Source organism: Pseudonocardia sp. TRM90224 (genome assembly GCF_021245725.1).
Classification (GTDB): Bacteria; Actinomycetota; Actinomycetes; order Mycobacteriales; family Pseudonocardiaceae; genus Pseudonocardia.
On record NZ_JAJGSX010000020.1, the window covers coordinates 13,866 to 34,958 of the forward strand.

General features: G+C 72.6%; 22 protein-coding genes. 14 read left to right on the plus strand and 8 right to left on the minus strand.

Annotation, left to right across the window (positions count from 1 at the left end; genetic code table 11):
- Positions 1 to 28 precede the first annotated feature (28 nt).
- Complete coding sequence (locus tag LL648_RS25120) at positions 29 to 850, minus strand: alpha/beta fold hydrolase (protein WP_232665175.1); 822 nt, start codon at positions 848 to 850, stop codon at positions 29 to 31.
- A 13-nt stretch (positions 851 to 863) separates the two neighbouring features.
- A complete protein-coding gene (locus LL648_RS25125; RefSeq protein WP_232665176.1) occupies positions 864 to 1,733 on the minus strand; it encodes a LysR family transcriptional regulator in 870 nt (289 codons plus the stop codon).
- 92 nt (positions 1,734 to 1,825) lie between these two features.
- Between LL648_RS25125 and LL648_RS25130 the strand changes: the two genes are divergently transcribed.
- The gene (locus LL648_RS25130; RefSeq protein ID WP_232665177.1) at positions 1,826 to 2,020 is read left to right on the plus strand and encodes a hypothetical protein; all 195 of its coding nucleotides are present in this window, start codon (positions 1,826 to 1,828) and stop codon (positions 2,018 to 2,020) included.
- Positions 2,021 to 2,082: 62 nt separating this feature from the next.
- On the opposite strand, the gene ccsB is transcribed toward LL648_RS25130, so the two are convergent.
- Positions 2,083 to 2,997 carry a c-type cytochrome biogenesis protein CcsB gene (gene ccsB, locus LL648_RS25135; RefSeq protein WP_232665178.1) on the minus strand — a complete coding sequence of 305 codons (915 nt, stop codon included), beginning with the start codon at positions 2,995 to 2,997 and terminating at the stop codon, positions 2,083 to 2,085.
- 138 nt (positions 2,998 to 3,135) lie between these two features.
- On the opposite strand from ccsB, the gene LL648_RS25140 reads away from it, so the two are divergent.
- The 5 genes from LL648_RS25140 (at position 3,136) to LL648_RS25160 (ending at position 6,476) form a co-directional block, all read left to right on the plus strand.
- Positions 3,136 to 3,504 carry a BlaI/MecI/CopY family transcriptional regulator gene (locus LL648_RS25140; RefSeq protein ID WP_232665179.1) on the plus strand — a complete coding sequence of 123 codons (369 nt, stop codon included), beginning with the start codon at positions 3,136 to 3,138 and terminating at the stop codon, positions 3,502 to 3,504.
- On the plus strand, positions 3,501 to 4,421 hold the full coding sequence (locus LL648_RS25145) for a M56 family metallopeptidase (protein ID WP_232665180.1): 921 nt from the start codon (positions 3,501 to 3,503) through the stop codon (positions 4,419 to 4,421). Before LL648_RS25140 ends, LL648_RS25145 begins: the two co-directional genes overlap by 4 nt.
- Before the next feature lie 43 nt (positions 4,422 to 4,464).
- Positions 4,465 to 5,067 (plus strand): hypothetical protein, encoded by a 603-nt coding sequence (locus LL648_RS25150; RefSeq protein ID WP_232665181.1) that lies wholly within the window; start codon positions 4,465 to 4,467, stop codon positions 5,065 to 5,067.
- A 26-nt stretch (positions 5,068 to 5,093) separates the two neighbouring features.
- Entirely contained in the window at positions 5,094 to 5,987 is an 894-nt protein-coding gene (locus tag LL648_RS25155; protein ID WP_232665182.1) for an arginase family protein, read from the plus strand.
- A 144-nt stretch (positions 5,988 to 6,131) separates the two neighbouring features.
- Positions 6,132 to 6,476 carry a nuclear transport factor 2 family protein gene (locus LL648_RS25160; RefSeq protein WP_232665183.1) on the plus strand — a complete coding sequence of 115 codons (345 nt, stop codon included), beginning with the start codon at positions 6,132 to 6,134 and terminating at the stop codon, positions 6,474 to 6,476.
- A 27-nt stretch (positions 6,477 to 6,503) separates the two neighbouring features.
- Here LL648_RS25160 and LL648_RS25165 read toward each other — a convergent pair whose 3' ends face one another.
- Positions 6,504 to 7,925 (minus strand): aminotransferase-like domain-containing protein, encoded by a 1,422-nt coding sequence (locus LL648_RS25165; RefSeq protein WP_232665184.1) that lies wholly within the window; start codon positions 7,923 to 7,925, stop codon positions 6,504 to 6,506.
- Between the two features lie 9 nt (positions 7,926 to 7,934).
- On the minus strand, positions 7,935 to 9,632 hold the full coding sequence (locus LL648_RS25170) for an MOSC domain-containing protein (protein WP_232665185.1): 1,698 nt from the start codon (positions 9,630 to 9,632) through the stop codon (positions 7,935 to 7,937).
- Positions 9,633 to 9,812: 180 nt separating this feature from the next.
- Here LL648_RS25170 and LL648_RS25175 point away from each other — a divergent pair, with 180 nt between their 5' ends.
- The 3 genes from LL648_RS25175 to LL648_RS25185 are packed head-to-tail and all read left to right on the plus strand — an operon-like array spanning position 9,813 to position 11,368.
- The gene (locus tag LL648_RS25175) at positions 9,813 to 10,445 is read left to right on the plus strand and encodes a nitroreductase family protein (RefSeq protein WP_232665186.1); all 633 of its coding nucleotides are present in this window, start codon (positions 9,813 to 9,815) and stop codon (positions 10,443 to 10,445) included.
- 11 nt (positions 10,446 to 10,456) lie between these two features.
- Positions 10,457 to 10,741: a DUF6092 family protein gene (locus LL648_RS25180; RefSeq protein ID WP_232665187.1), complete on the plus strand. Its 285-nt coding sequence runs from the start codon at positions 10,457 to 10,459 to the stop codon at positions 10,739 to 10,741.
- Positions 10,742 to 10,750: 9 nt separating this feature from the next.
- Positions 10,751 to 11,368 carry an MSMEG_1061 family FMN-dependent PPOX-type flavoprotein gene (locus tag LL648_RS25185; protein WP_232665188.1) on the plus strand — a complete coding sequence of 206 codons (618 nt, stop codon included), beginning with the start codon at positions 10,751 to 10,753 and terminating at the stop codon, positions 11,366 to 11,368.
- A 112-nt stretch (positions 11,369 to 11,480) separates the two neighbouring features.
- Here LL648_RS25185 and LL648_RS25190 read toward each other — a convergent pair whose 3' ends face one another.
- Positions 11,481 to 11,717: a T-complex 10 C-terminal domain-containing protein gene (locus LL648_RS25190; protein WP_232665189.1), complete on the minus strand. Its 237-nt coding sequence runs from the start codon at positions 11,715 to 11,717 to the stop codon at positions 11,481 to 11,483.
- 142 nt (positions 11,718 to 11,859) lie between these two features.
- Between LL648_RS25190 and LL648_RS25195 the strand changes: the two genes are divergently transcribed.
- The gene (locus LL648_RS25195; protein ID WP_232665314.1) at positions 11,860 to 12,717 is read left to right on the plus strand and encodes a LysR family transcriptional regulator; all 858 of its coding nucleotides are present in this window, start codon (positions 11,860 to 11,862) and stop codon (positions 12,715 to 12,717) included.
- On the opposite strand, the gene LL648_RS25200 is transcribed toward LL648_RS25195, so the two are convergent.
- Both LL648_RS25200 and LL648_RS25205 read right to left on the minus strand, forming a co-directional pair.
- On the minus strand, positions 12,706 to 13,449 hold the full coding sequence (locus LL648_RS25200; protein WP_232665190.1) for an IclR family transcriptional regulator: 744 nt from the start codon (positions 13,447 to 13,449) through the stop codon (positions 12,706 to 12,708). The two genes, LL648_RS25195 and LL648_RS25200, sit on opposite strands and share 12 nt — an antisense overlap.
- Positions 13,446 to 14,873 (minus strand): APC family permease, encoded by a 1,428-nt coding sequence (locus LL648_RS25205; protein WP_232665191.1) that lies wholly within the window; start codon positions 14,871 to 14,873, stop codon positions 13,446 to 13,448. The genes LL648_RS25200 and LL648_RS25205 overlap by 4 nt, the downstream gene beginning before the upstream one ends.
- A gap of 251 nt (positions 14,874 to 15,124) precedes the next feature.
- Here LL648_RS25205 and LL648_RS25210 point away from each other — a divergent pair, with 251 nt between their 5' ends.
- The 4 genes from LL648_RS25210 (at position 15,125) to LL648_RS25225 (ending at position 21,087) form a co-directional block, all read left to right on the plus strand.
- Positions 15,125 to 17,140 carry a primary-amine oxidase gene (locus LL648_RS25210; protein WP_232665192.1) on the plus strand — a complete coding sequence of 672 codons (2,016 nt, stop codon included), beginning with the start codon at positions 15,125 to 15,127 and terminating at the stop codon, positions 17,138 to 17,140.
- On the plus strand, positions 17,130 to 18,665 hold the full coding sequence (locus tag LL648_RS25215; RefSeq protein ID WP_232665193.1) for an APC family permease: 1,536 nt from the start codon (positions 17,130 to 17,132) through the stop codon (positions 18,663 to 18,665). Before LL648_RS25210 ends, LL648_RS25215 begins: the two co-directional genes overlap by 11 nt.
- A 338-nt stretch (positions 18,666 to 19,003) precedes the next feature.
- On the plus strand, positions 19,004 to 20,653 hold the full coding sequence (locus tag LL648_RS25220; RefSeq protein WP_308190400.1) for an ATP-binding protein: 1,650 nt from the start codon (positions 19,004 to 19,006) through the stop codon (positions 20,651 to 20,653).
- Positions 20,650 to 21,087, plus strand: coding sequence for a roadblock/LC7 domain-containing protein (locus LL648_RS25225; RefSeq protein WP_232665194.1), 438 nt, complete (start codon positions 20,650 to 20,652; stop codon positions 21,085 to 21,087). The genes LL648_RS25220 and LL648_RS25225 overlap by 4 nt, the downstream gene beginning before the upstream one ends.
- Positions 21,088 to 21,093 lie beyond the last annotated feature (6 nt).

Genomic DNA, 21,093 nt, shown 5'->3' on the forward strand with positions numbered 1-21,093 from the left:
GGTTGGCAAAACGGTGGGGAAGTTGGGGCTAGCGGCGGGCGGCGGCCTGCAGCCAGCGCTGCAGGACAGCGGTGAGCGCGGCGGGCGCGTCGAGCTGGATCAGGTGGTTCGCGCCCGGGACGACGTGCAGCTCCGCGCCGGGGATGATCGACGCGAGGCGTTCCGCCCGGTCGACCGGGATCCACGTGTCGTGCGCGCCCCACACCACCGCGACGGGCATGTCGATCGTCGGGTACAGCGGCTCGATCTCGTCGGTGAAGCGCTGGTCCGCCTGCGCGATCTGGCGGTAGAAAGCGGCCTGTCCGACGGCACCCAGCCACGGGTCGACGAGCATCCGCTCGTCGTCGGTGGTCAGCTCCCGCGCCGCGGCGCCGCGCACGTACTCCCGCACCAGCGCCTCGTGCAGGAAGCCCGGAAGCTGCATGAACACCTCGGCGTTGTCCCTGACCAGCCGGAAGAAGTCCGAACCCCACGGTGCGAGCGCCACGACGTCGACGAGCGCGAGCGAGCTGTACGTCGCGCCGTGCAGCAGGTGCGCGCGCAGCGCGACCGCGCCGCCGAAGTCGTGGGCGACGACGTGCGGCGCGTCGAGCCCCCACTCCGCGAGCAGCGCCGGGAACAGCTCCGACTGCATCCCGAGCGACACGTCTTGCCCGTCAGCCTTCGTGGAGCTGCCGTATCCCGGCATGTCCCACAGGTGCACGGTGAACTCGGCCGAGAGCGCCGCCGCGATCGGCGCCCAGAGCGCCGCCGACCACGGCGTGCCGTGGCAGAGGACAACAGCCGGTCCGGTGCCCCACCTCGACCACCGCACCTCGTTCCCGCCATTGCGGAACGTCTCCGTATGCATGATCCCCCTCTGCTCAGCGTGCGTGTGCGACCAAGTGCTCGGCCAACCGTCCCGCGCCCGACGTGAGCGGGACGCCAGGGCGGCGGCAGAGCACGAGGTTGCGGCGCGCCCACGGGTCGGTGAGCGGCACCATGCGCAGGCCCGGCGCGACGGCGGCGGCCTCGGGCAGCACCGCGATCCCGACGCCCGCCGCGACGGCGCGGTGCACCGAGGCGGTGTCGGCCAGGCGCGCGCGGTACCGGGGCCGCACGCCGAGCGGGCGGGCGTAGCCGTGCAGCAGCTCCTGGAGCGGCGTTCCCGCGACGAGCCCGACGAGCGGGTGGTCGAGGCACTCCACGAACGCCACCTCGGCGCGTTCGGCGAGCGGGTGCCCGTCGGCGACCGCGACGACCAGCTGGTCGGAGCGCAGCGGTGTGGTCTCCAGCCGGCCCAGATCGGTACTGTCGGCGGCGACCCCGAGCTCGATCCGGCCTTCCGCGACGGCGGGGACGATCCGCCTGCTCAGGTGCGGCACCAGGTCGACGGCCACGTCGATGTTGGCCGACAGGAAGTCGATCAGCAGGTCGGGCAGCAGCGTCGCGGCAGCGGAGTAGGTCGCCCACAGCACGACAGTGGTGTCGGTGCGCTCGGCGAGCTCGTTGGTCATGCGCTCGTGCATCGCGATGATCTCGCGGGCGTGGCCGGCCAGCAACCCGCCGGTCGCCGTCGGGGTGACGCCCCGGTGGTGCCGGCGGAGGAGCGGCGCGCCCAGCCTGCTCTCCATCGCCTGGATCCGCGCGCTCGCGGACGGGAGGGAGAGCGGCAGCTGCTCGGCGCCCCGGGTCAGCGAGCCGTGCTCCACGACGGCGGCGAACAGCCGGAGGTCGACGAGGTCGAAGGACACGTGATCACCCTAGGGTCTGCCTTCGGCTGAGCCGAAGGCTGGCGGGACGAATCCGCATTGTCCATCGAGCTGGAGTGCCCCACGCTCGACGCATGACCTTAGTCAACGCCGTTGGCTTGCTGCTGGCGCTGGTCGCGGTGCGCACCGGCGTCGTCGTGCTGGCCCGCCGGGCCGCCGCGTGGGAGGAGCGCCGCCGCGCCGATGCGCTCGCCCGGGAGTGGGCGGCCGTCGAACGGCGCTGGCGGGCGCCTGAGGGAGGGCAGGAAAGCCACTTTCCTGCCCTGTGAGGGCCGGAAAGTGGCTTTCCTGCCCTCGCGCGCGGACCGCACGTCCCAACCGGTGGTTCGGGCTACAGCCCGGCGTAGGAGTGCAGGCCCGCCACCACCAGGTTCACGCAGAACAGGTTCACGACCATCGTGGCGAACCCGAGCGTGTTGATCCACGCCGCCCGTTCGGCCCGCCATCCGGCGGTGGCCCGTGCGTGCAGGTAGGCGGAGTAGACCACCCATGACACGAAGGCGACGGTCTCCTTGGGGTCCCAGCCCCAGAACCGTCCCCACGCTGCCTCCGCCCAGATCGCGCCCGCGACGACGGCGAAGGTGAAGAGCGGGAACGCGACCGTGGTGACCCGGTACGCGACGCGGTCCAGCGCCTCCGGCGGCGGGAGCAACGTGACGAGCCGCGGTGCCGCCGTGGTGGCCCGGTCGGAACGTGACACCAGATACGCGACGCTGGCGGCCCCCGCCACCAGTAGCAGCCCGGACGCCGACGCCACCGTCGTCACGTGGATCGCGAGCCAGAACGTCTGCAGCGGTGGTGTGACCGGCGCGGCCGCGGCGTAGAGCACCGTCCCGCCGAGGAACATCAACATGAGGACCGGGACCAGCACGAAGACGCCGAGCCGGCGCAGGCTCGGCGCCGTGCGGACCGCTGCGAGCCAGCCGGCGACCGCGAACAGGCAGATCGCCGCGTCGAACTCGTACATGTTGCCGAGCGGCCATCGCGCTGTGGCCACGCCCCGGGCCACGATCGACCCCAGGTGCAGCACCGCGCCGAGGACGGTCAACGCGACGGCCACCCGGCCGAGCCGATCGGTGGCGGTCCGGCGCGCCGCACCGGGTGTCGGCGCTCCTGCGGGGATCAGGGACGTGGTGCGTTCTCGGGCGTACTCGGCCGCGTGCGCGAGCATGGCCAGCGCGTAAACGGCGACCGCGCTCATGAAGAGGCGGTCGCTGAGTACGGCGAGAGCGGTGTCCGGTGTCATCGTGCTCCTCGGGGCCGTGGCGAGACGGGCTGCTGCTACAAGTTGTAGTGTGATGAAACGTAGCAGCCGGGTCGGAGCCCGGCGCGGCGCCGGTGTGCCGATGGCCGAGAATCAGCCGAACCGTCGGGAGGAGGGCACGTGCCGAGGCAGCGCGGAGAGCTGGAGCAGGCCGTCATGACGGCGCTCTGGCGGCAGACCGGGCCGGTCACCGGCAGGACGGTGCTGCGCGCGATCGGCGACCCCGACCTGGCCTACACGACCGTCAAGACGGTGCTAGAACGGCTGACCCGCAAGGAGATCGTCACCCGCAGCAGTGTCGAGCGGACCTGGTACTACAGCGCGGCCGGCTCGCGCGACGAGTACGTCGCCGAGCTGATGCTCGCCGCCCTCGACCGCACCGGCGACCGTGACGGTGCGCTGGTCAGGTTCGCGCAGGCCGTCAGCCCGGAGGAGGCCGACGTCCTGCGTGCCGCGCTCGATCCGGACCGGGAGGACGGACCGCGATGACCGCCGGGGTGGTCTACCTGTGGCACCACGCCTTCGTGCTCGCGCTCGCCGTCGGGGCCGGGGCGGCCATGCTGCGTGCCCGCTGGCTCTACCGGTGCCCGCACGTGGCCGTCGCGCTGTGGCAGGCCGTAGCGCTCGGCGCGGTCGCGGCGACCCTCGGGCTGCTGCTGAGCGTGGGACTCATGCCGTACCAGCGCGGGCTGGTGCCGGCCCTCGGGCTCTTCGCCGCCGACCTCGCCGACGGTGTGCCCGGGCAGCCGGACGTGCTGCGCGCCGGCGGGGTCGCGGCAGGCCTCCTGCTCGCAGCGTGGATCGTCACGGTGCAGATCAACTCGGCATGGCAGGTGCGGCGCCAGCGTGCCCGCCACCAGATGCTGCTGCGCCTCGTCGGCCGGACCGACCCGGACGGCGACCGGCCCGTGGTGCTGGACCATCCCGTTGCCACCGCCTACTACCTGCCCGGACGCGAGGGCTGCGTGGTGGTCAGCTCCGGCGCGCTGGCCGCGTTGACACCCGGCCAGCTCGAGGCGGTGCTGGCGCACGAGCGCACCCACGCGCGGCAGCGCCACCACCTGGCTCTGGCGCCGTTCCAGGCGCTGCGCGCGGCGCTGCCGGTTGCGACGGTGCGCCGGGTCGTCGCGTCGATCGAGCTGCTCGTCGAGATGTGTGCCGACGACCACGCCGCCCGCAGGCATGGTGCGTCGGCGCTGGTGGACGCGCTGAGCCGGTTCCGGTCACTCGGCGATCGCCCCCCACCGGGTGCGCTCGCCGTCGTCTCCGGCAGCGCCACCGAGCTGCGCATCCAGCGGCTGGAACGCGCTTTGCCGCCGCTGCACCCGCTGCTGTGTGCCGCGCTCGTGTCCGCCGCGCTCGTCGTCGCGGCGACACCGCTCAGCCTGTTCGTGCTGCCCGTGTAGGGGCGCGCGACGAATTCCCGGCGGCGCGGCGATCTATACGCCCGTGACCGAAACCCCGACCAAGTCAGCCCTCTCCGCCCGCCTGCCCCTCGCCGCCGCGGCAGCGGCGCTCACCGTCCTGCGGGCAGCGGTCGGCGAGAACTGGACGCGCCTGGCCGACCCCGAGCGCAGCTGTCGATCCATGCTCGACCACATCACCCTGAGCGAGACGTTCTACGCCGGGCAGCTCGTCGTCCGGCCCACCGGCCACACCGCGGGGATCGCCGCCGGTGCCGACGCCCGCGCGCCACTCCCGATCGCGCTGGAAGCGATCGAGATCTCCGCGACGTTCCTGTCGTGGGCCGTCGAGCGGTCCGGCCCCGACGTGCGCGCGTTCCACCCGTGGGGCACGTCGGACGCCGCCGGTTTCGCGGCCATGGGCAGCCTGGAGGTCCTCGTGCACACCTTCGACATCACGCGCGCGCTCGGCGTCGACTGGCTGCCACCGGACGACCTGAGCGAGCCCGTCGTCGGGCGCCTGTTCCCGCTCGCCCCGGAAGGTCACGCGGCGGGGGAGGCGATGCTCTGGTGCACGGGCCGGATCGCGCTACCGGGCCTCCCGCGGAAGGCGGCGGGGGACTGGCAGTGGGACGGCCGGGTGCGCTGACGATCAGTGCGCGGCATGCTGGGCGCATGACGATCGAGGGGAACGTCGTGCTGATCGACGCGCCGTCGAACCTCGGGCTGCGCCCACCGGCCCCGGGTTGCGTGCCCGGGTGCTACAAGGCGCCCGGCGCGTTGCGGGACGCCGGGCTGCTCGACCGGCTCGGGGCGCGTGAGGGCGGGGTCGTCGTGCCGCCGCGGTACGAGCCGGCGTGGACGCCGGAGTCGGGGGTGCGCAACGGCGCGGCGATCGTCGAGTACTCGGTGCGGCTCGCCCGCCGCATCGACGGGGTCCGTCGCGCAGGCGGCTTCCCGTTGTTGGTGGGCGGCGAGTGCTCGAACGTCATCGGCGCCGCGATGGACCTGCACGCCACCGGGCGGTACGGGCTCGCGTACCTCGACGGGCACAGCGACTTCCGCAACCCCGGCAACTCGGCGGAAGCCGGCATCGCCGTCGGCGGTGAGGCGCTCGCGCTGGTGACGGGCCGCGGCGCCGACGAGCTCGGCGTCCCGCGGTCACTCGTGCGTGACGAGGACGTCGTCCAGCTCGGCATCCGCGACGCCGACGAGGACGTCGACGAGTTGCGCGCGGTGGGCATCACCGTCGTGACCAGCGACGACATCCGCACGCTCGGCATCGACAACGCCGTCGGCGCGGCCGCGGGCGTGCTCGCGCGACCGGAGCTGGACGGCTTCTGGATCCACCTCGACGTCGACATCGTCGACGGCGAGCTGCTCCCCGCCGTCGACAGCCCCGACCCCGAGGGCATCACGTTCGAGCAGCTGGCCGCGCTGCTGAAGGGGCTGCTCTCGATCGGCGGTGCGGTCGGGATGAACATCGGGATATACGACCCCGACCTCGACCCGGACCTCGTGCACGCCGGCGTGATCGTCGAGACGCTGGCGGCGGCGTTCGGGCGCTGACGCCCCGAACTTCCCCACCGTTTTGGGTGGATGCGCGCCCAAACGGCGCGCAAGTACACAAAACGGTGGGGAAGTTGCGGGTCGGCCGGGGGACGCTCCAGGGTCGCTAGGCTCGTCCCGCCCGGACACGAGAGGAAACCGATCGTGAGCGAGAGCAGCACCCCCGTCCCCGCCGCGTTGCAGGCGTTCATCGACGCGACCAACAACGGAGACTCCGAGGCCTTCGTCGCGGCCTTCACCGACGACGCCGTGCTCGACGACTGGGGGCGTGTGGTCCACGGCCACGAGGGTGTGGCGTCGTGGAACCGCACCGACAACATCGGCGTCCGGTCCCACTTCGAGCTGGTCGGGATCGAACCGACCGACAGCCCCGACCGGGTCGTCGCGACCCTGAAGGTCTCGGGCGGCGGGTACAACGGCACGGGCCCGATGACGTTCGAGTTCCGCGGCGACCGCATCGCCCGGCTCGTGATCGCCCCCACCAACTGACGCGGAGCCCCCGGCGCCCGCGCTGCGTCAGACCCCGCTCCCCGCCGTCCAGGTCGGGCCGCGGTCGAGGGCTTCCGCCAGCGCCGCGAGGGCGGCGGTGAGGGTGGGGTGGTCGGGCGCGTTGCCGAGGCAGAGGCGGACGCCGCGCGCGCCGGGACGGGTGGCGCTCGCCGGGTCGGCGTGGAAGAACGACGTCGGGGCGATCGCGATGCCGAGCCGCTCGGCCACGTCGACGACCGCGGCGGGCGTCCAGGTCTCGTGCAGGTCGAGCCAGGCGTGCAGGCCGGCGGTCCGGACCGCGCGCACCGCGGAGCAGTCGCCGAAGAGCCGCCGGGCGGTGGCGAACCGCGCCTCCATCTCGCCGTGCTGCCAGGTGAGCAGCCGGGCGGCGGTGCCGTCGGTGAGCCACCGGTCGGCGATGCCGGCGGCCATCGGCGCCGGGTTGAGGATGGTTGCGCGGACCAGCGCCCCCAGCCGGTCGGTCAGCTGCGCCGGCCCCGTCACCGCACCCCAGCGCAGTCCGGGGGTCAGCGTCTTCGAGAGGCTGGAGATCAGCAGCGTCCGCTCGGGCGCCAGCGCGGCCAGCGGGATGCCGCGCTCGTCGTCGGGAACGAGCAACCCGAACACGTCGTCCTCGATGATCTGCAGGTCGTACCGGCGGGCGATCTCCACGATCGCCTCCCGGCGCCGGGCCGGGAGCGTGATGGCGGTCGGGTTGTGCGCGTTCGGCATGCAGTAGAGCGCGACGGGCGGCGTCGCCCCGGCGCAGGCCGCTTCGAGCGCCGCCGGCACCATCCCCTCGCCGTCCATCTCGACCCCGACGACGTGCGCGCCGAGCACCAGCGCCGCCGACTTCGCACCGGGGAACGTCAGCTCGTCGGTGAGCAGCACGTCGCCGGGCCGCAGCAGGGCGCCCATCGCGACGAGCAGCGCGTGCTGCCCCCCGTTGCAGAGCACGACCCGCTCGGGCGCGACGGCGACCCCGCTCCGGGAGAGCCACGCCGCTGCCGACTCCCGGTGCAGCTGCTCGCCGACGTCTGACGCGTAGCTCAGCAGCGCGCCCAGATCCGGCTCGGCGGCGGCTGCGACCAGCGCCTCGCGCAGCAGCTGCTCGTGCTCGCCGCGCGAGGACCCGTTGACGGAGAGGTCGACGTGCGGTCGCTCACCCGCGCCGCGGTCGTGGCGGGCGCGCAGCGTCGGGATGCCGGAGACGAACGTCCCCCGCCCGACCGTGCTGCTGATCAACCCCCGCTGCTCGGCCTCGCGGTAGGCCCGGCTCACCGTGGGCACGGCCACCCCGAGCTGCCTGGCGAGCGCCCGGTGCGTCGGTAGCCGGTCGCCGACGCCGAGCCGCCCCGACGCGATGCCTTCCGCGATGCTCTCGGCGATGCGCCGGTAGACCGGATCACCCGGCTCCCCGTCGTCGCGGAGCTCGAGCGACACCGTCACCGCTGCTCCTCACAAGTCGATCATCACGCTGCTCCGTGGACGGGCGCAGCAGACAGCGACCTTACCGGGGGTGACCGGGTCCATCGGTTCGATGGCGTACTCGACGTCGCCGTCGTCGATCCGGGCCACGCAGGTGTTGCACACGCCGGCCCGGCAGGACGCCTCCGGACGCAGGCCGGCCCGCTCGGCGAGCGCGAGGAGGCTGAAGCTGTTCTCCCGCCACGCCACGGTGAGGCCCGAGCGGGCGAACGTCACCATGATCGGCCGTCCGTCGCCGTCGAGCACCTCCGCGCCGTCGTCGCCGTCCTGCTCGAACAGCGACGTGCCGGCTCCGAAGAACTCGTAGTGCACCTGCTCCTGCGAGACGTCCTTCGCGAGCAGCCCGGCGACGACGTCGGTCATGAACGGCACCGGCCCGCAGACGTAGAAGTCGGCGTCGAGACCGGGCACGGCCTCGTCGAGTACGTCGACCGTGACCCGACCGACGAGGTCGAAGTCGACGCCCACCCGGTCGTGCGGCTGCGGACGGCTGAAGAGCAGGCGGCTGTGCAGCCGGCTGCCGGTCGCGACCAGCTCGCGGACGTGCTGCCCGAACGCGAGCTCCCTCGACGACCGGGCACCGTGCACGAAGAACACGTCCCGCGTGGTCTCCTCGGTGGCCAGCTCCGCCAGCATGGCCAGCATGGGCGTGATCCCGATGCCGGCACTCACCAGCACCACGGGCCGCGCGCCCGCCCGCACGACGAACCGGCCGCGCGGGGCCCGTGCCGAGACGGTCGCGCCCGCGGCGACCCCGTCGTGCAGGTGGCCCGACGCGAGTCCGGCCGGCTCGCGCTTGACGGCGAGCCGGTAGCCGAGCCCGTCGGCGCTGCGGCCCGCAATGGTGTAGGTCCGCACGACGGGCCGCTCGACGCCGGGGACGTCCAGCGTGAGGGTGAGGAACTGGCCTGCCGCGAAGTTCGGGAGCCGGCCGCCGTCCGGGTCGGACAGCTCGAACGCGACGACGTCCGCCCCCTGCGCGGTGCGGGACGTGACCAGCAGCGGGCGGTCGGCGGTCCAGGAGCGGTCGCGGGCGGCGATCAGCGCGAGCTTCGCACGTATGAGCTCCGGCAGCACGCTCGACGCCAGCGCCCGCTCCAGCCGGTCGGGGTCGGGCTCGTCGTGGTGCAGGACGGCGGCCAGCTCGGTCAGGGTGAGGCCGTCCGGTGCGCGCCGCACCACCTCGATCCGGTCGCCGGCGCGGACGCGCCCGGGCTCGACGACCTTGCAGAAGAACCCCAGCCGCCCCGACCGCAGATACCGGACCGGCATGTCCGGCTCGTCGAGACGCACCGCCATCTTGCGGCACGGGATCCGCGGCTGTGTGACCTGCAGCAACGCGCCGCCGATCCGCAGCTCGTCGCCGATCAGCACGTCGTCCTCACCGGGCCCTTCGACGGTCAGCTGCTCGCCGAACGTCCCCGGCGCGAGCGCCCTGCCCAGCTCGCGCGACCAGCTGTCGTAGTGGTGGCGCTGGTAGAGGAGCACCGCACGGTCGAGATCGTGCGCGTCGGCGACGTGGTCGTCGCCGGCGAGGCCGCCGACGTCCACCCAGCCGGCGTCGGGGAGCGGGCGCTTGTCGAACCCGGAGACGACGGTCTCACCCTGCACTGCCATCGGCGCGGCGCTCCCGGCGTTCACGGACACCAGCGCTCCGAATGTGGTCATGCCGTCGGAGGCTAGTGTTACAAAGTGTTCGGTCGCAACCAATTGAACTGTGACAATCGCTGGATTGTCGAAACAGTGCAGATCGCCCTGTCGGTGCGGCGTGACAACGCGATCTGCCCATTGGCGGCCACCGCCGACGTTCCTACGGTAAGGAGGTCGCTCACCGCCGAGGAGGCCGCCATGGAGCTCGATGCGCGCAAGCCCGCCGGCGCCGAGCCCGCCGGTGTCGAGCGCAGTGCGGGAGATGAGATCGCGGAAGCGATGCGCCGGCGGCGCATGTACCGAGAGTTCGAGGACCGGCCGGTGCCGCGCGACGTCCTCGCCCGGATGGCGTGGGCCGCGGCGCGCGGGCAGCAGGCCAGGTCCGGGGTGCGGCACCTCGTGGTCGTCGACGACCCGGCGCTCATGACGACTGCGCGCCAGGTGCTGCCCGGCTTCATCAACAACGCGCCGGCGATGATCGTGCACTGCACCGACCTCGCGAATGCGGAGCGGCTGCTCGGCCGGCGCGGGGTGGGCGCCGCCACCCGCATCGACGCCGGCGCGGCCTGCGCGCACCTGGCGTTGATGGCCCAGACACTGGGGCTCGGCGTCTGCACGGTGACGAGCTGGACCGACGCCGCCGTGCAGGAGCTGTTGGGGCTGCCCCGCCACATCCGGCCGGACGTCACGGTGGCCGTCGGGTACGTACCGGCGTCCCCACCGCCCGCCGCGCGCGGGTTCGTGCATCGGCTGCATCTGAACTCGTTCGGAACGGCGTTCGAGGGCAATGGCTTCGAGGTCAGGGCTCCTTCGACGAACGGGGCGGCGTGATGGAACGGTCGATGGACGAGCGGCTCTTCGAGGTGATCACGCACCTCGTGGCGAGCGCGCCGACGAGCCTGGAGGAGACCCCGTCGCTCGCGGCGTTCCGCATGGTCGACGCCGCGCATCGGCTGATGGCGATCGTCGAGGGCGACGACGCGTTCCTGGCCGAGGCCCGTGCCGACTACCTGGACCACTTCAACCTGGTGATGACCGATCAGGTGGCGTTCGACGCGTGGCTGGGCGAGTACGTCCGCACCTTCACGGGTGAAGCGCTCCGTCGCACGAGATCGAACTTAGGATAACCTAAGGACATGCGTCGGGTGATCACATCGAGGGACGAGCTGCACGAGGTCGTCAAGGAGCCGAACTCCGCAGTCGCGGCGAAGGACACCGACACGATCGACCGCGAGTCCCGCCGGTTCATCGAGGCCAGCCCGTTCTTCCTGCTCGCGACGACGGCCGACGACGGCAGCTGCGACGTCTCGCCGCGCGGCGACCCGCCCGGCAATGTTCTCGTGCTCGACGAGAAGACTCTGGCCTTCGCCGACCGCAAGGGCAACCGCCGGCTCGACAGCATGCTGAACATCCTCGAGCGGCCCCAGGTCGGGATGCTGTTCATCGTGCCTGGCGTCGGCGACACGTTGCGGGTCAACGGCACTGCGTCGATCGTCGAGGGCGCCGACTACATCTCGCGGCTGGCGGTGCGCGACTCGGAGCCGAAGCTGTCGATCGAGGTACGCGTCGACGAGCTGTTCCTGCATTGCACCAAGGCGTTCCTGCGCTCGTCGCTGTGGGACGCCGCCACCTGGCCCGAGCGCAAGGCCGTGCCGACCGCGGGCCAGATCGCCCGCAGCCAGCACGGCGTGAAGGTGCCGGCCCGCGTGATCGACGCCGCACTGCGGCTGGAGGCGAAGCACAACCAGTACTGACTGGTGGGCCGGATTTTCACTTCGTTGTTCGTCGAAAACTCTTCCGATGGCCGATCGCCGGGCGCAGCATCGCCCGGCGACCGGCCGGAGGTGGAATGGCGAACGGTGGCGGTTACTGCTCGGGGCCGCCGGTGACGCGGGTCCCATCGGTGCCGGACGTGACGCGCGTTCCGTCCGGTGTCGAGGTGACCCGGGTGCCGTCGGGGATCGACGTGACGCGTGTTCCGTCGGGCGTCGAGGTGACCCGGGTGCCGTCCGGAACCGACGTCACGCGCGTGCCGTCGGTGCCGTCCGCGAGTGCTGTACCTGCACCGACCACCAGCCCGCAGACCACCAGCGCCGTTGCCACAGCGCCTCGTGTGAATCGTTTCATCTGCTCCCCCGAAAGTTGTGCGAATTCACTTGCCGATTCAGCAGAACACGGTGTTCGGTCCGGGTCCAATGAATCCTCGATATGCACCCATAACCGGATGCTATAAGTCCGGGTGACAATGGATCTGAGGCTGCTCCGCACGTTTCTGGTGGTCGCCGACCTCGCCAGTTTCAGTCAGGCCGCACGGGCGCTGTCGATCAGCCAGCCGGCATTGTCGAAGCAGATCCAGGTGCTCGAGTCCGACGTCGGTGCCGCGCTGTTCGACCGCGGTCGGCACGGCGCATTCCTGACCGTCGTCGGGCAGGTGCTGCTGCCCGATGCGCAGCGTCTCGTGCGCGACGCGGACGCGCTCGCGCGTCGGGTCCGCCACGCCGCCGGTGGTGGGGTCGGCCGGCTCTCGGTCGGGTTCGGCCTGTCGAGCATCGAGCTGGCCCCGCGGGCCGTCGCCAGGTTCCGCCGCGAACACCCCGAGTGCGACGTCCTGCTCGACGACCTGCCGTCGCTGGAGCAGGAGGCCCGGCTGCGGTCGGGAGAACTCAGCGTCGGGTTCACGCGGCTGCCCGCCGACCCCGAGCTCGCCTGGACCGCGCTGCACGACGACCGGCTCGCGTTGGCCTTCACCGGCGAGCGGCCCGAGACCCTCGAAGGTCGCGACCTCATCCGGCTGGCGAGGGTGAAGGGGCCCGGGCTCGCCGCCCAGATCGACCGCTACTGCGCGGAGGCCGGGCTGCGGCTCGGCACCCTGCAGGAGGCGCACGACCTGCAGACCGTCCTTGCGCTGGTCGCCGCCGGGATCGGGGTCGCGCTCGTGCCGGCGAGCGCCGGCCGGATCGCGTCGGCGCCCGTCGTGCTGGAGCCGGTCGGGCACGAGGCGGCGGCGTGGCAGTCGGGGGTCGCGTGGCGCCCGTCCCAGGAGACCCCACTGATCACGAACTTCCTGCGCATCGCGGCCGAGGAGTGCGCGTCAGGCCAGTAGCGGCGCCAGCCGGGTCGCGTGCTCGCGCAGCAGCGCGACCAGCTCCTCGTTGGGCTCGGCCACCCGGTTCGGCGGCCCGGCGAGCGCGAGCCCCGCGACGAGCGTCGTGCCGTCGGGGCTGCGGACGGGCACGGCGAGGCAGCCGCGGTCGGCGCGCAGCTCACCGCACTGCCGGGCCAGCTCCACCTCGGCGATGCCGGCGAGCTGGCGGTCGAGCTCGGCGGCGTCGACGGTGTGCTCGGTGAAACGGCGCAGGTCGCGCACGACGGCCCGCCACTGCGGCTGCTCGGCCAGCAGCAGCTTGCCCAGCGCGGAGGCGTGCGGGTAGCGCGCGATGAGCGCGGGCTCGGCCGGCGGGTGATCGGGGTCGGTGTCCACCAGCTCGACGTGCCCGGTTGCGAACGAGGCAAGGTGCACACCCCACCGGACCATCCCGCGCAGGTGCGCGACGACGGCCCGCGCGGCCGTCGACGGGACGGGGGTCAGCGGCAGGGCCAGCCGCGCGGCGCGCCGGCCGAGCGCGAACCCGCGCAGGTCGGGCAGCCGCACCAGGTACTCCTCGTCGACGAGCAGGTTCAGCAGCCGGTACGTCGTGGCCTGCGGGAGCCGCAGCGCCGCGCTGATCTCCTTCGCGGTGATCCCCGGCCCGGCCGCGACGACCTCCTCCAACACGGCCAGCGCGCTGCGCACCGCACGCGGCTGGCGTCCCGAGAGCGGCAGCGGGTCGGTCACGGCACGCGCGCCGGGTGGACGTCGGCCGCGGAGGTCTCGTCGTACACCCCGATCGCGGCCAGCCGGTCGGGATGGCGCAGCCGGAGCCACACGTACCAGCCGAGCACGGCGGCGAGCAGGCCGGCGAGCACCACCGGCACGGGCCCGTCGAGCGCGGAGAGCAGGAACGCGATGCAGGTCGCCGCCAGCGCGGGGACGGTCACCGCCGTGATGATCACGGGACCGGGGGTCAGCTCGCCGATGCGGCGCAGGAACAGCGGCGCGGCCAGGCACACCAGCAGGTAGCCGACGAGGAACCCGGCCGTCGCGATGGTCAGCAGGATCCGCAGCACGTCCTGGCCGGGGGTGCCGGCACCGAGCAGCGCGGCGGGCACCGCGGCGGCGACTGGCAGCGCCACCGCGATCGCGATGTGCGGGGTGCGGTAGCGCGCGTGCGTCCGGCCGAGCGCCCGCGGCACGATCTTGTCGCGGCCCATCGAGAACAGCACCCGGACCAGCGCGTTCGTGGTGGCCAGCGTGCAGGCGACGAACGACGTCGTGATCCCGGCGTCCAGCAGCACCGCGAGCCACGACGTGCCGTGCGCCGCGGCGAGCGTCACGACGGGCTCCGGCTGCCCGCCGAGACCGCCGTCGAACCCGCGGACCTGCGTCACGGCGGCCACGATCGACAGCAGACCGACCACGGCGGCCGTGCCCAGGACGGCCCGCGGCACCGAGCTGAACGGCCGGCGCGCCTCCACCCCGAGGGTCGTCGCGGCCTCGAACCCGATGAACGCGCCCAGCGCCGGCAGCACGCCCGCGGCGACACCGGCGAGCCCCGGTTCGGCGGCCCCACCGGGCGGCGCCGGCGTCGCCGTGGCGAGCAGCACGGCGAAGATCACGAGCATCAGCGCGATCGACACGGCCTCCACGGCCAGCACGGTTCGTGCGGAGAGCCGCACGCCACGCAGCACCAGCGCCCCCGCCACGGCGGCGAGCGCGAGCGCCGCGGCGGCCCCGACGGCGGGCGGCGCGGCCCAGCCGAACCGGGCCATCAGCGCGTCGAAGTAGATCGAGGCGCCGGTGAGCGCGGCCATCACGAGCACCAGGTACCCGGCGACGATCGCGGCGCACGAGGCGAACGCCGCGCCGGGCGGGAGGCCCTTCGAGGTGAGGCTGTAGAGCGAGCCGGCGGCCGCCATCCGCCGGGTGAAGCTGCCGATGCAGGCGGCGACCAACACCGCGAGCACGGTGGCCAGCACGAACGACCACACCGTCGCCGAGCCGGCCGAGGTCGCGACGATCGCCGGGACCGTCGCCATGCCGGCGGCGGGCGCTGCGCACGACACCGACTGCGCGATCACCTCCGCGGGACCCAGGTTGCGCCGGTCGAGCCCGTGCACGGGGGAGCGGTGGCGCAGCGCGGCGAGCGGTCCGTAGCGCACGTCGCCCTCCTCCCAGGGGCCGTGATCGGGCCTGTGATCGGGCCTGTGATCGCAGGAAAGTAACCCCGTGCACGCTGCGGTGACGAGTGGATGGGCCCGAATGAGAATCCCCGGCCGCGGATTCCCACCCGGTGAGAACGCGCGGCGGGGTGTTTCGCGGCATCCGCGACGGTGCTTTGACGGGGCCCGTCGGGCGGGGGACGGTCCCGCACCAGGCCCGAGCACCGAGCCAGCCAGCCGGGAGGACGCCCATGACCACTCTAGAAGACCGCAACCAGACCGTGTCGGCCGCTACCCATCCGCTCGACATGACCACCACGGCGGAGGTCGACGCCGTGCGCGAGGTGCTGTCCGCGGCCGGTCTGCTCGGTGAGACCGTCCGGTTCGCCTTCTTCACGCCCGAGGAGCCGCCCAAGGCGGACGTGCTCGCGCACTCCGGCGGCACGCCGGAGCGGCGGTTCCGGGCAGTGCTGCTCGACCTGGCCACCGGCCGGTCGTGGGACACGGTCGTCTCGACGACGGCCCGCGAGGTGGTGTCGCAGCGCGAGCTCGACCCGCCGCGCGACGGCCAGCCGCCGATCATCGACGCCGAGTTCGAGCTGATCGAGGACATCCTCAACGCCGACGAGGGGTGGCTCGCCGCGCTGGCCGGGCGCGGCATCGAGCCCGCGTCCGTGCGTGCCGTGCCGCTCTCGGCCGGCGTCTACGACCACCCGGACGAGGTCGGCAAGCGGATCGTGCGCTCCTTCGGCTTCCGGCAGGACCACGAGCGTGACCACCCGTGGGCGCACCCGATCGACGGGCTCGTGGCCTACGTCGACCTCACCGCGCGCGCCGTGACCCGCATCATCGACGTCGTCGACGCTGGTCAGGACGCCCCGCCCGTGCCGGCGACGTCGGGCAACTTCGACGACCCAGAGCTCGCCGGACCGGCCCGCACGACGCTCAAGCCGATCGAGATCACGCAGCCGGAAGGACCGTCGTTCAGCGTCGAGGGCAACCGGGTCCGGTGGGAGAAGTGGGACCTGCGGATCGGGTTCAACGAGCGTGAAGGCCTGACCCTGCACCAGATCTCGTTCGACGGGCGCCCCGTGGTGTACCGCGCGTCGGTCGCGGAGATGGTGGTGCCCTACGCCGACCCGGCACCGGTGCGGTTCTGGCAGAACTACTTCGACTGCGGCGAGTACATGTTCGCCCGCTACGCCGACTCGCTGCAGCTGGGCTGCGACTGCCTCGGCGAGATCCACTACCTCGACGCCGTGATCGCCGACGACTTCGGCAACCCGCGGACCATCGAGAACGCGATCTGCATGCACGAGGAGGACCACGGCGTCCTCTGGAAGCACTCCGACCTGTTCACCGGCGCCCGCGAGACCCGCCGTCAGCGGCGGATGGTGTTCTCGTTCTTCACCCCGATCGGCAACTACGACTACGGCTTCTACTGGTACCTCTACCTCGACGGCACCATCCAGCTGGAGGTCAAGGCCACCGGGATCGTCTTCACCGCGGCCTACCCCGAAGCCGGCAACGACTACGCCACCGAGGTCGCGCCCGGCCTCGGCGCGCCCTACCACCAGCACCTGTTCTCCGCGCGCCTGGACATGACCGTCGACGGCGTGCGCAACGCCGTCGACGAGGTGCAGGCCGAGCGGCTGCCCATCGGCGAGGGCAACCCGTACGGCAACGCGTTCCGGCAGCGGCGCACCCGCCTGACCAGCGAGTCGCAGGCGCAACGCGACGCCGACGGGTCGGTCGTGCGGACCTGGCACATCGTGAACCCCGAGGTCACCAACTCGCTCGGGCAACCCGTCGGGTATGTGCTGCTGCCCGAGGGCAAGGCGACGATGCTGGCCGACGAGCAGTCGTCGATCCACGCGCGCGCGACGTTCGCCAGCAAGCACCTGTGGGTCACCCGCTACGACCCCGCCGAGCGCTACCCGGCCGGCGACTTCGTGAACCAGAACCCGGGCGGCGCCGGCCTACCGTCGTGGGTGCGGGCCGACCGCGCGATCGACGGCGAGGACATCGTCGTCTGGCACACCTTCGGCACGACGCACTTCCCGCGCCCCGAGGACTGGCCGATCATGCCAGTCGACTACACCGGGTTCACGCTGAAACCGGCCGGCTTCTTCGACCGCAACCCGACGCTCGACGTCCCGGCGACGCAGAGCGCGCACTGCCACGGTGCCGGTGCTGATCCCGCCGGCGACCAGGACTCGGCCGACGTCCACGGCCCGGCGAAGGAGCGTGGTGGCGATGGCGACTGACGCCGCACCCACGCCCGGCGGGCCGTCCACCGCCGCGGGTTTCCACCGCACGCTCGGGATGCGCGACGTCATCGCGCAGAGCCTCTCGGTGATCGCCCCAGCGATGTCGGGCGCGTTCCTCACCTACCTGGCCTCGACGAAGGCCGGCGGCGCCACGCCGCTGGCGTACCTGCTCGGGACGCTGGCGATGCTCGCCGTCGGCGGGACCGTCGCGATGTTCGCCCGGTCCATGTCGTCCGCGGGGTCGATGTACACCTACATCACCCGCGGCGCCGGCAAGACGCTCGGCTTCCTCGGCGGCTGGTGCTACGCGGTGGCGTTCCTCGTGCTCGGCGGCGCGGTGCTGTGGGGCTTCGGGTTCTTCACCGCGAGCCTGGTCGCGCTGCTCACCGGCGCCGACCCGGCCTGGTACTGGTTCTCCGCCGCCGGGCTCGTCGTGATCGCGCTCATGAGCCTGTTCGACATCCGCGCCTCCACCCGGACACAGCTGGCGATCCTGCTGGTGACCATGGTGGCGCTGCTCGTCGTCGCGGTCGCGGTGATCTCGATCGGCTCGCCGGCGGTGAGCGTGATCGACGGGACCACCCCGGTCGAGGACCCCGGCCGCAGCTTCGACCTCTCGGCGTTCTGGCCGTCGGCCGCGGGGGTCCCGTGGGGCGGGATCCTGTTCGGCCTCTCGTTCGCGATGCTGTCGTTCACCGGTGCCGAGGCCAGCGCCGTGCTCTCGGAGGAGACGCGGGACCCGCGGCGTGCGATCCCGCGCGCCATCGTCGGGTCGATCGTCGTCGCGGGCCTGTTCTACCTGGTCATCACATACGCGACGGCGATCGGGTTCGGCGTGCGGCAGGCGGCCAGCGACTGGCCGGCGTCCGTCGCGGGGCTGGCCGCGGTGGCACCGAACGACGCCGTTGCCGCGGTTGTGCTGGCCTGTGCCGCGCTGGCGAGCCTCTTCTGCGCGCTGGGTGTGCACATCGCGGTCTCGCGGGTGCTGTTCGCGATGGGCCGCGAGGGCGTCCTACCGAAATGGCTGGGTGTGCTGCACCCGCGTTGGGGCACGCCGTGGCGGGCGATCGCCTTGGACATCGTGGTGTGGGTGCTGCTCGCCGTCGTCTCGCTGGCCGTCACGAGCAGGGAGAGCCAGGTCGCGCTGGCCGGCGGGGTGGACAGCGGCCTCACCGGAGGGGTCTTCCTGTTCACGTTCCTCGCCGGCGTCGGCACACCGCTGGTGATGGGCGTATACCTGATGCTCGGGATCGCGGGGACGGTGGAGGGCCGGCGCACGGGGCGGACCGGTTTCACCGCGACGGGCGTGGTCGCGGCGCTGGTCGGGGCGTTGGCCGTGTTCGGCGGCCTGTACTACTCGTTCGCCCCGGCCGCGCCGGGCGCGGAGATCCCGCTGCAGGTGGCGATCGTGCCGTGGATCTGCCTCGTGGTCGCGGTCGTGGGTCTGCTCGTGGCGGCCTGGACGCGGTCGGCACGCCGGCAGGTGTGGGCCGACATGGGGCGGATTTTCGACGAGATCTGAGTGAGATCTGAGTGAGATCTGCGGGGCCTGTGGGGTGCGTGGGGTTCTTGCCGGAGGACGGTTCTGGTTAGGACCCCACGCGGCTCGACGGACCACTCTCCCAGGGTGGGCTGGACCATTCGGATGATCTCGAAATCACAGAGCGTGATGGGGTCCGGAAGGGCGCGCCGGGGGGACCTGCGCAAAGGGGGAATGGGCCACGCAGGGCATCCGAGTGACCCGGACGGTGGAGCTGAACCTGCCGTCGACAAGGCGCCGAGCCTCTGCTTCCATAACGGGCGATCCCGGCGGAGTGACTGATCCGGAACAGGCCGTCACCGAAAGTCGAAGGTGGAAGCATGGCGACGCGAGCACGCGCTCGTGACATTCTCGATCGATCACGTGTCCTGCTCGACCGGTCGCGGGTGGTCGCCGCCCACCTGCTCGACCCGCCGAGACACCCCGCCCCGAAGGCGATCGAGGCCGCCCCGAGCGCGTGGGTCGGGACAGCGCGCAGCGAGTCGCTCGTCGACGTCTGCTCGAGCATCGCGCTGCGCGACCTCAACCTCATCGACTCGCTGCTCGCCGAGCTCGAGGAGATGGAGCGCAAGGAGGACGACAGCCAGCGGCTCGGGCAGCTCTACCGGCTCGACCACCTGGCCGCGCGCCTGCGCCGCAACGCCGAGAACCTGCGGGTGCTCGCCGACCGGGACGCGGGGGAGAGCGGCAGCGACACGATCTCGGTGCTCGACACCGTCCGTGGCGCGATGTCGTCGATCGACCAGTACGCGCGGATCGGCATCGGCCGGATGGCGCCCCTGGGTGTCGTGGGCTTCGCGGCCGACGACGTCTCCCGGGTGCTCGCCGAGCTGCTCGACAACGCGGCCAACCACTCCCCGCCCGACGAGCAGGTGCGGGTCAGCGCGCACCTCACCGAGCAGGGCAGCGTGCTGATCCGCATCGAGGACGGCGGCATCGGACTGCCGCCCGACCGCCTCACCGAGCTCAACGCCCGGCTGACCGAGGCGTTGCGGCTCGACGACGACGCCGTGCGGCACATGGGCCTCGCCGTCGTCCGCAGGCTGGCCGAGCGGCACAGCCTGAAGGTGTCGCTGCACCGCAGGCTGCCCAACGGCACCACCGCGACCGTGCTCGTCCCGCCGTCGCTCGTCACCGAGCTGTCGGAACGCACCTGGTCGGGCGCGCAGACCGTCCCGATCAACGGTGGGCGCCACCGCAACTCGACGCCGCCGGTGCCCGGGCAGCGTGCGGCCGGGACCGCCTCCTTCGGCGCAGCTCCCTTCGGTGATGCGCCTTTCGGCGCTGGCACAGTCGGCGCTGGCACAGTCGGCGCTGCCAACAACACTGCGCGCGCGATGCCGGGCCCGCTCACACCGTCCGGCCTGCCCCGCCGTGGCGCCCCGCCGCCCGGCCCGCCCGGCGCTCCCGCAGAGCCGGCCGTCCAGCCGGCGACCCAGACGGCACAGGCGACGTCCTCCGCGCCGACCGAGGTCACGCCGTCCGAGATCGCGCCGGCCGAGGTTGCGGCCCCGTCACCCAGGCCGCGGCCGTCCGCACCGACCATCGGCGGCACCACCGCGAGCGGGCTGCCCCGCCGCGTGTCGCGCAGCATCAAGGAAGGCTCCGCCGGAGCGAGCGTGTCGGCGCCGGCACCCGTCGGGGACAACCCCGAAGACGACGGCCACGACAAGTTCCTCGCCGACCTCGGCGACTTCTCCGCAGGTGAGGAAGCGGCGCTCGCCGCAGCCGACCGGCCGGGCGACGCTCCCGCCGCCATCCCCGACAGCGCCCCCGACAGCGCCCCCGACAGCGCCCCCGAGCAGGCCCTCGAGCAGGACAACCCCGAGATCCACACCCCCGAAATCCACAGCGAGGACCACACCACCGGCGAGCAGACCGGCAGTGCCGGAGAGCACGCAGGTGATCACGGGGACCAGCACGACCAGCACGACAGCGAGAAACACGGGGACGGGGACACGACGACATGAGCCATGCCACTGGACCGACACAGGACTTCGGTTGGCTGCTCAACGACTTCGTCGGACATGTGCACGGCGTCTCGCACGCCCTGATCATGTCCTCCGACGGGTTCCCGCTCACCGCGTCGCGCACCGTCGCCAGCGACGACGCCGAGCAGCTCGCCGCGATCGCGAGCGGGCTGCTGAGCCTCTCGCGCAGCAGCGCCGCCCTCTTCGACAAGGGCACCTGCGAGCAGATCATGATCCGGATGACGTACGGCTACTTCCTGTTCATGGGCATCGGGTCCGACGCCGGCCTGGCAGTACTGACCGGCCCGGACTGCGACATGAAGGTCGTGGCCTACGAGATGACCCAGTTCGTGCGCAACACAGGTCATGCGCTGACCCCTGAGGTCCGTGCCGATCTGCGTCGCGTGTTGTCCGCTCGGCGGGCGCATGCCTGACCGTCC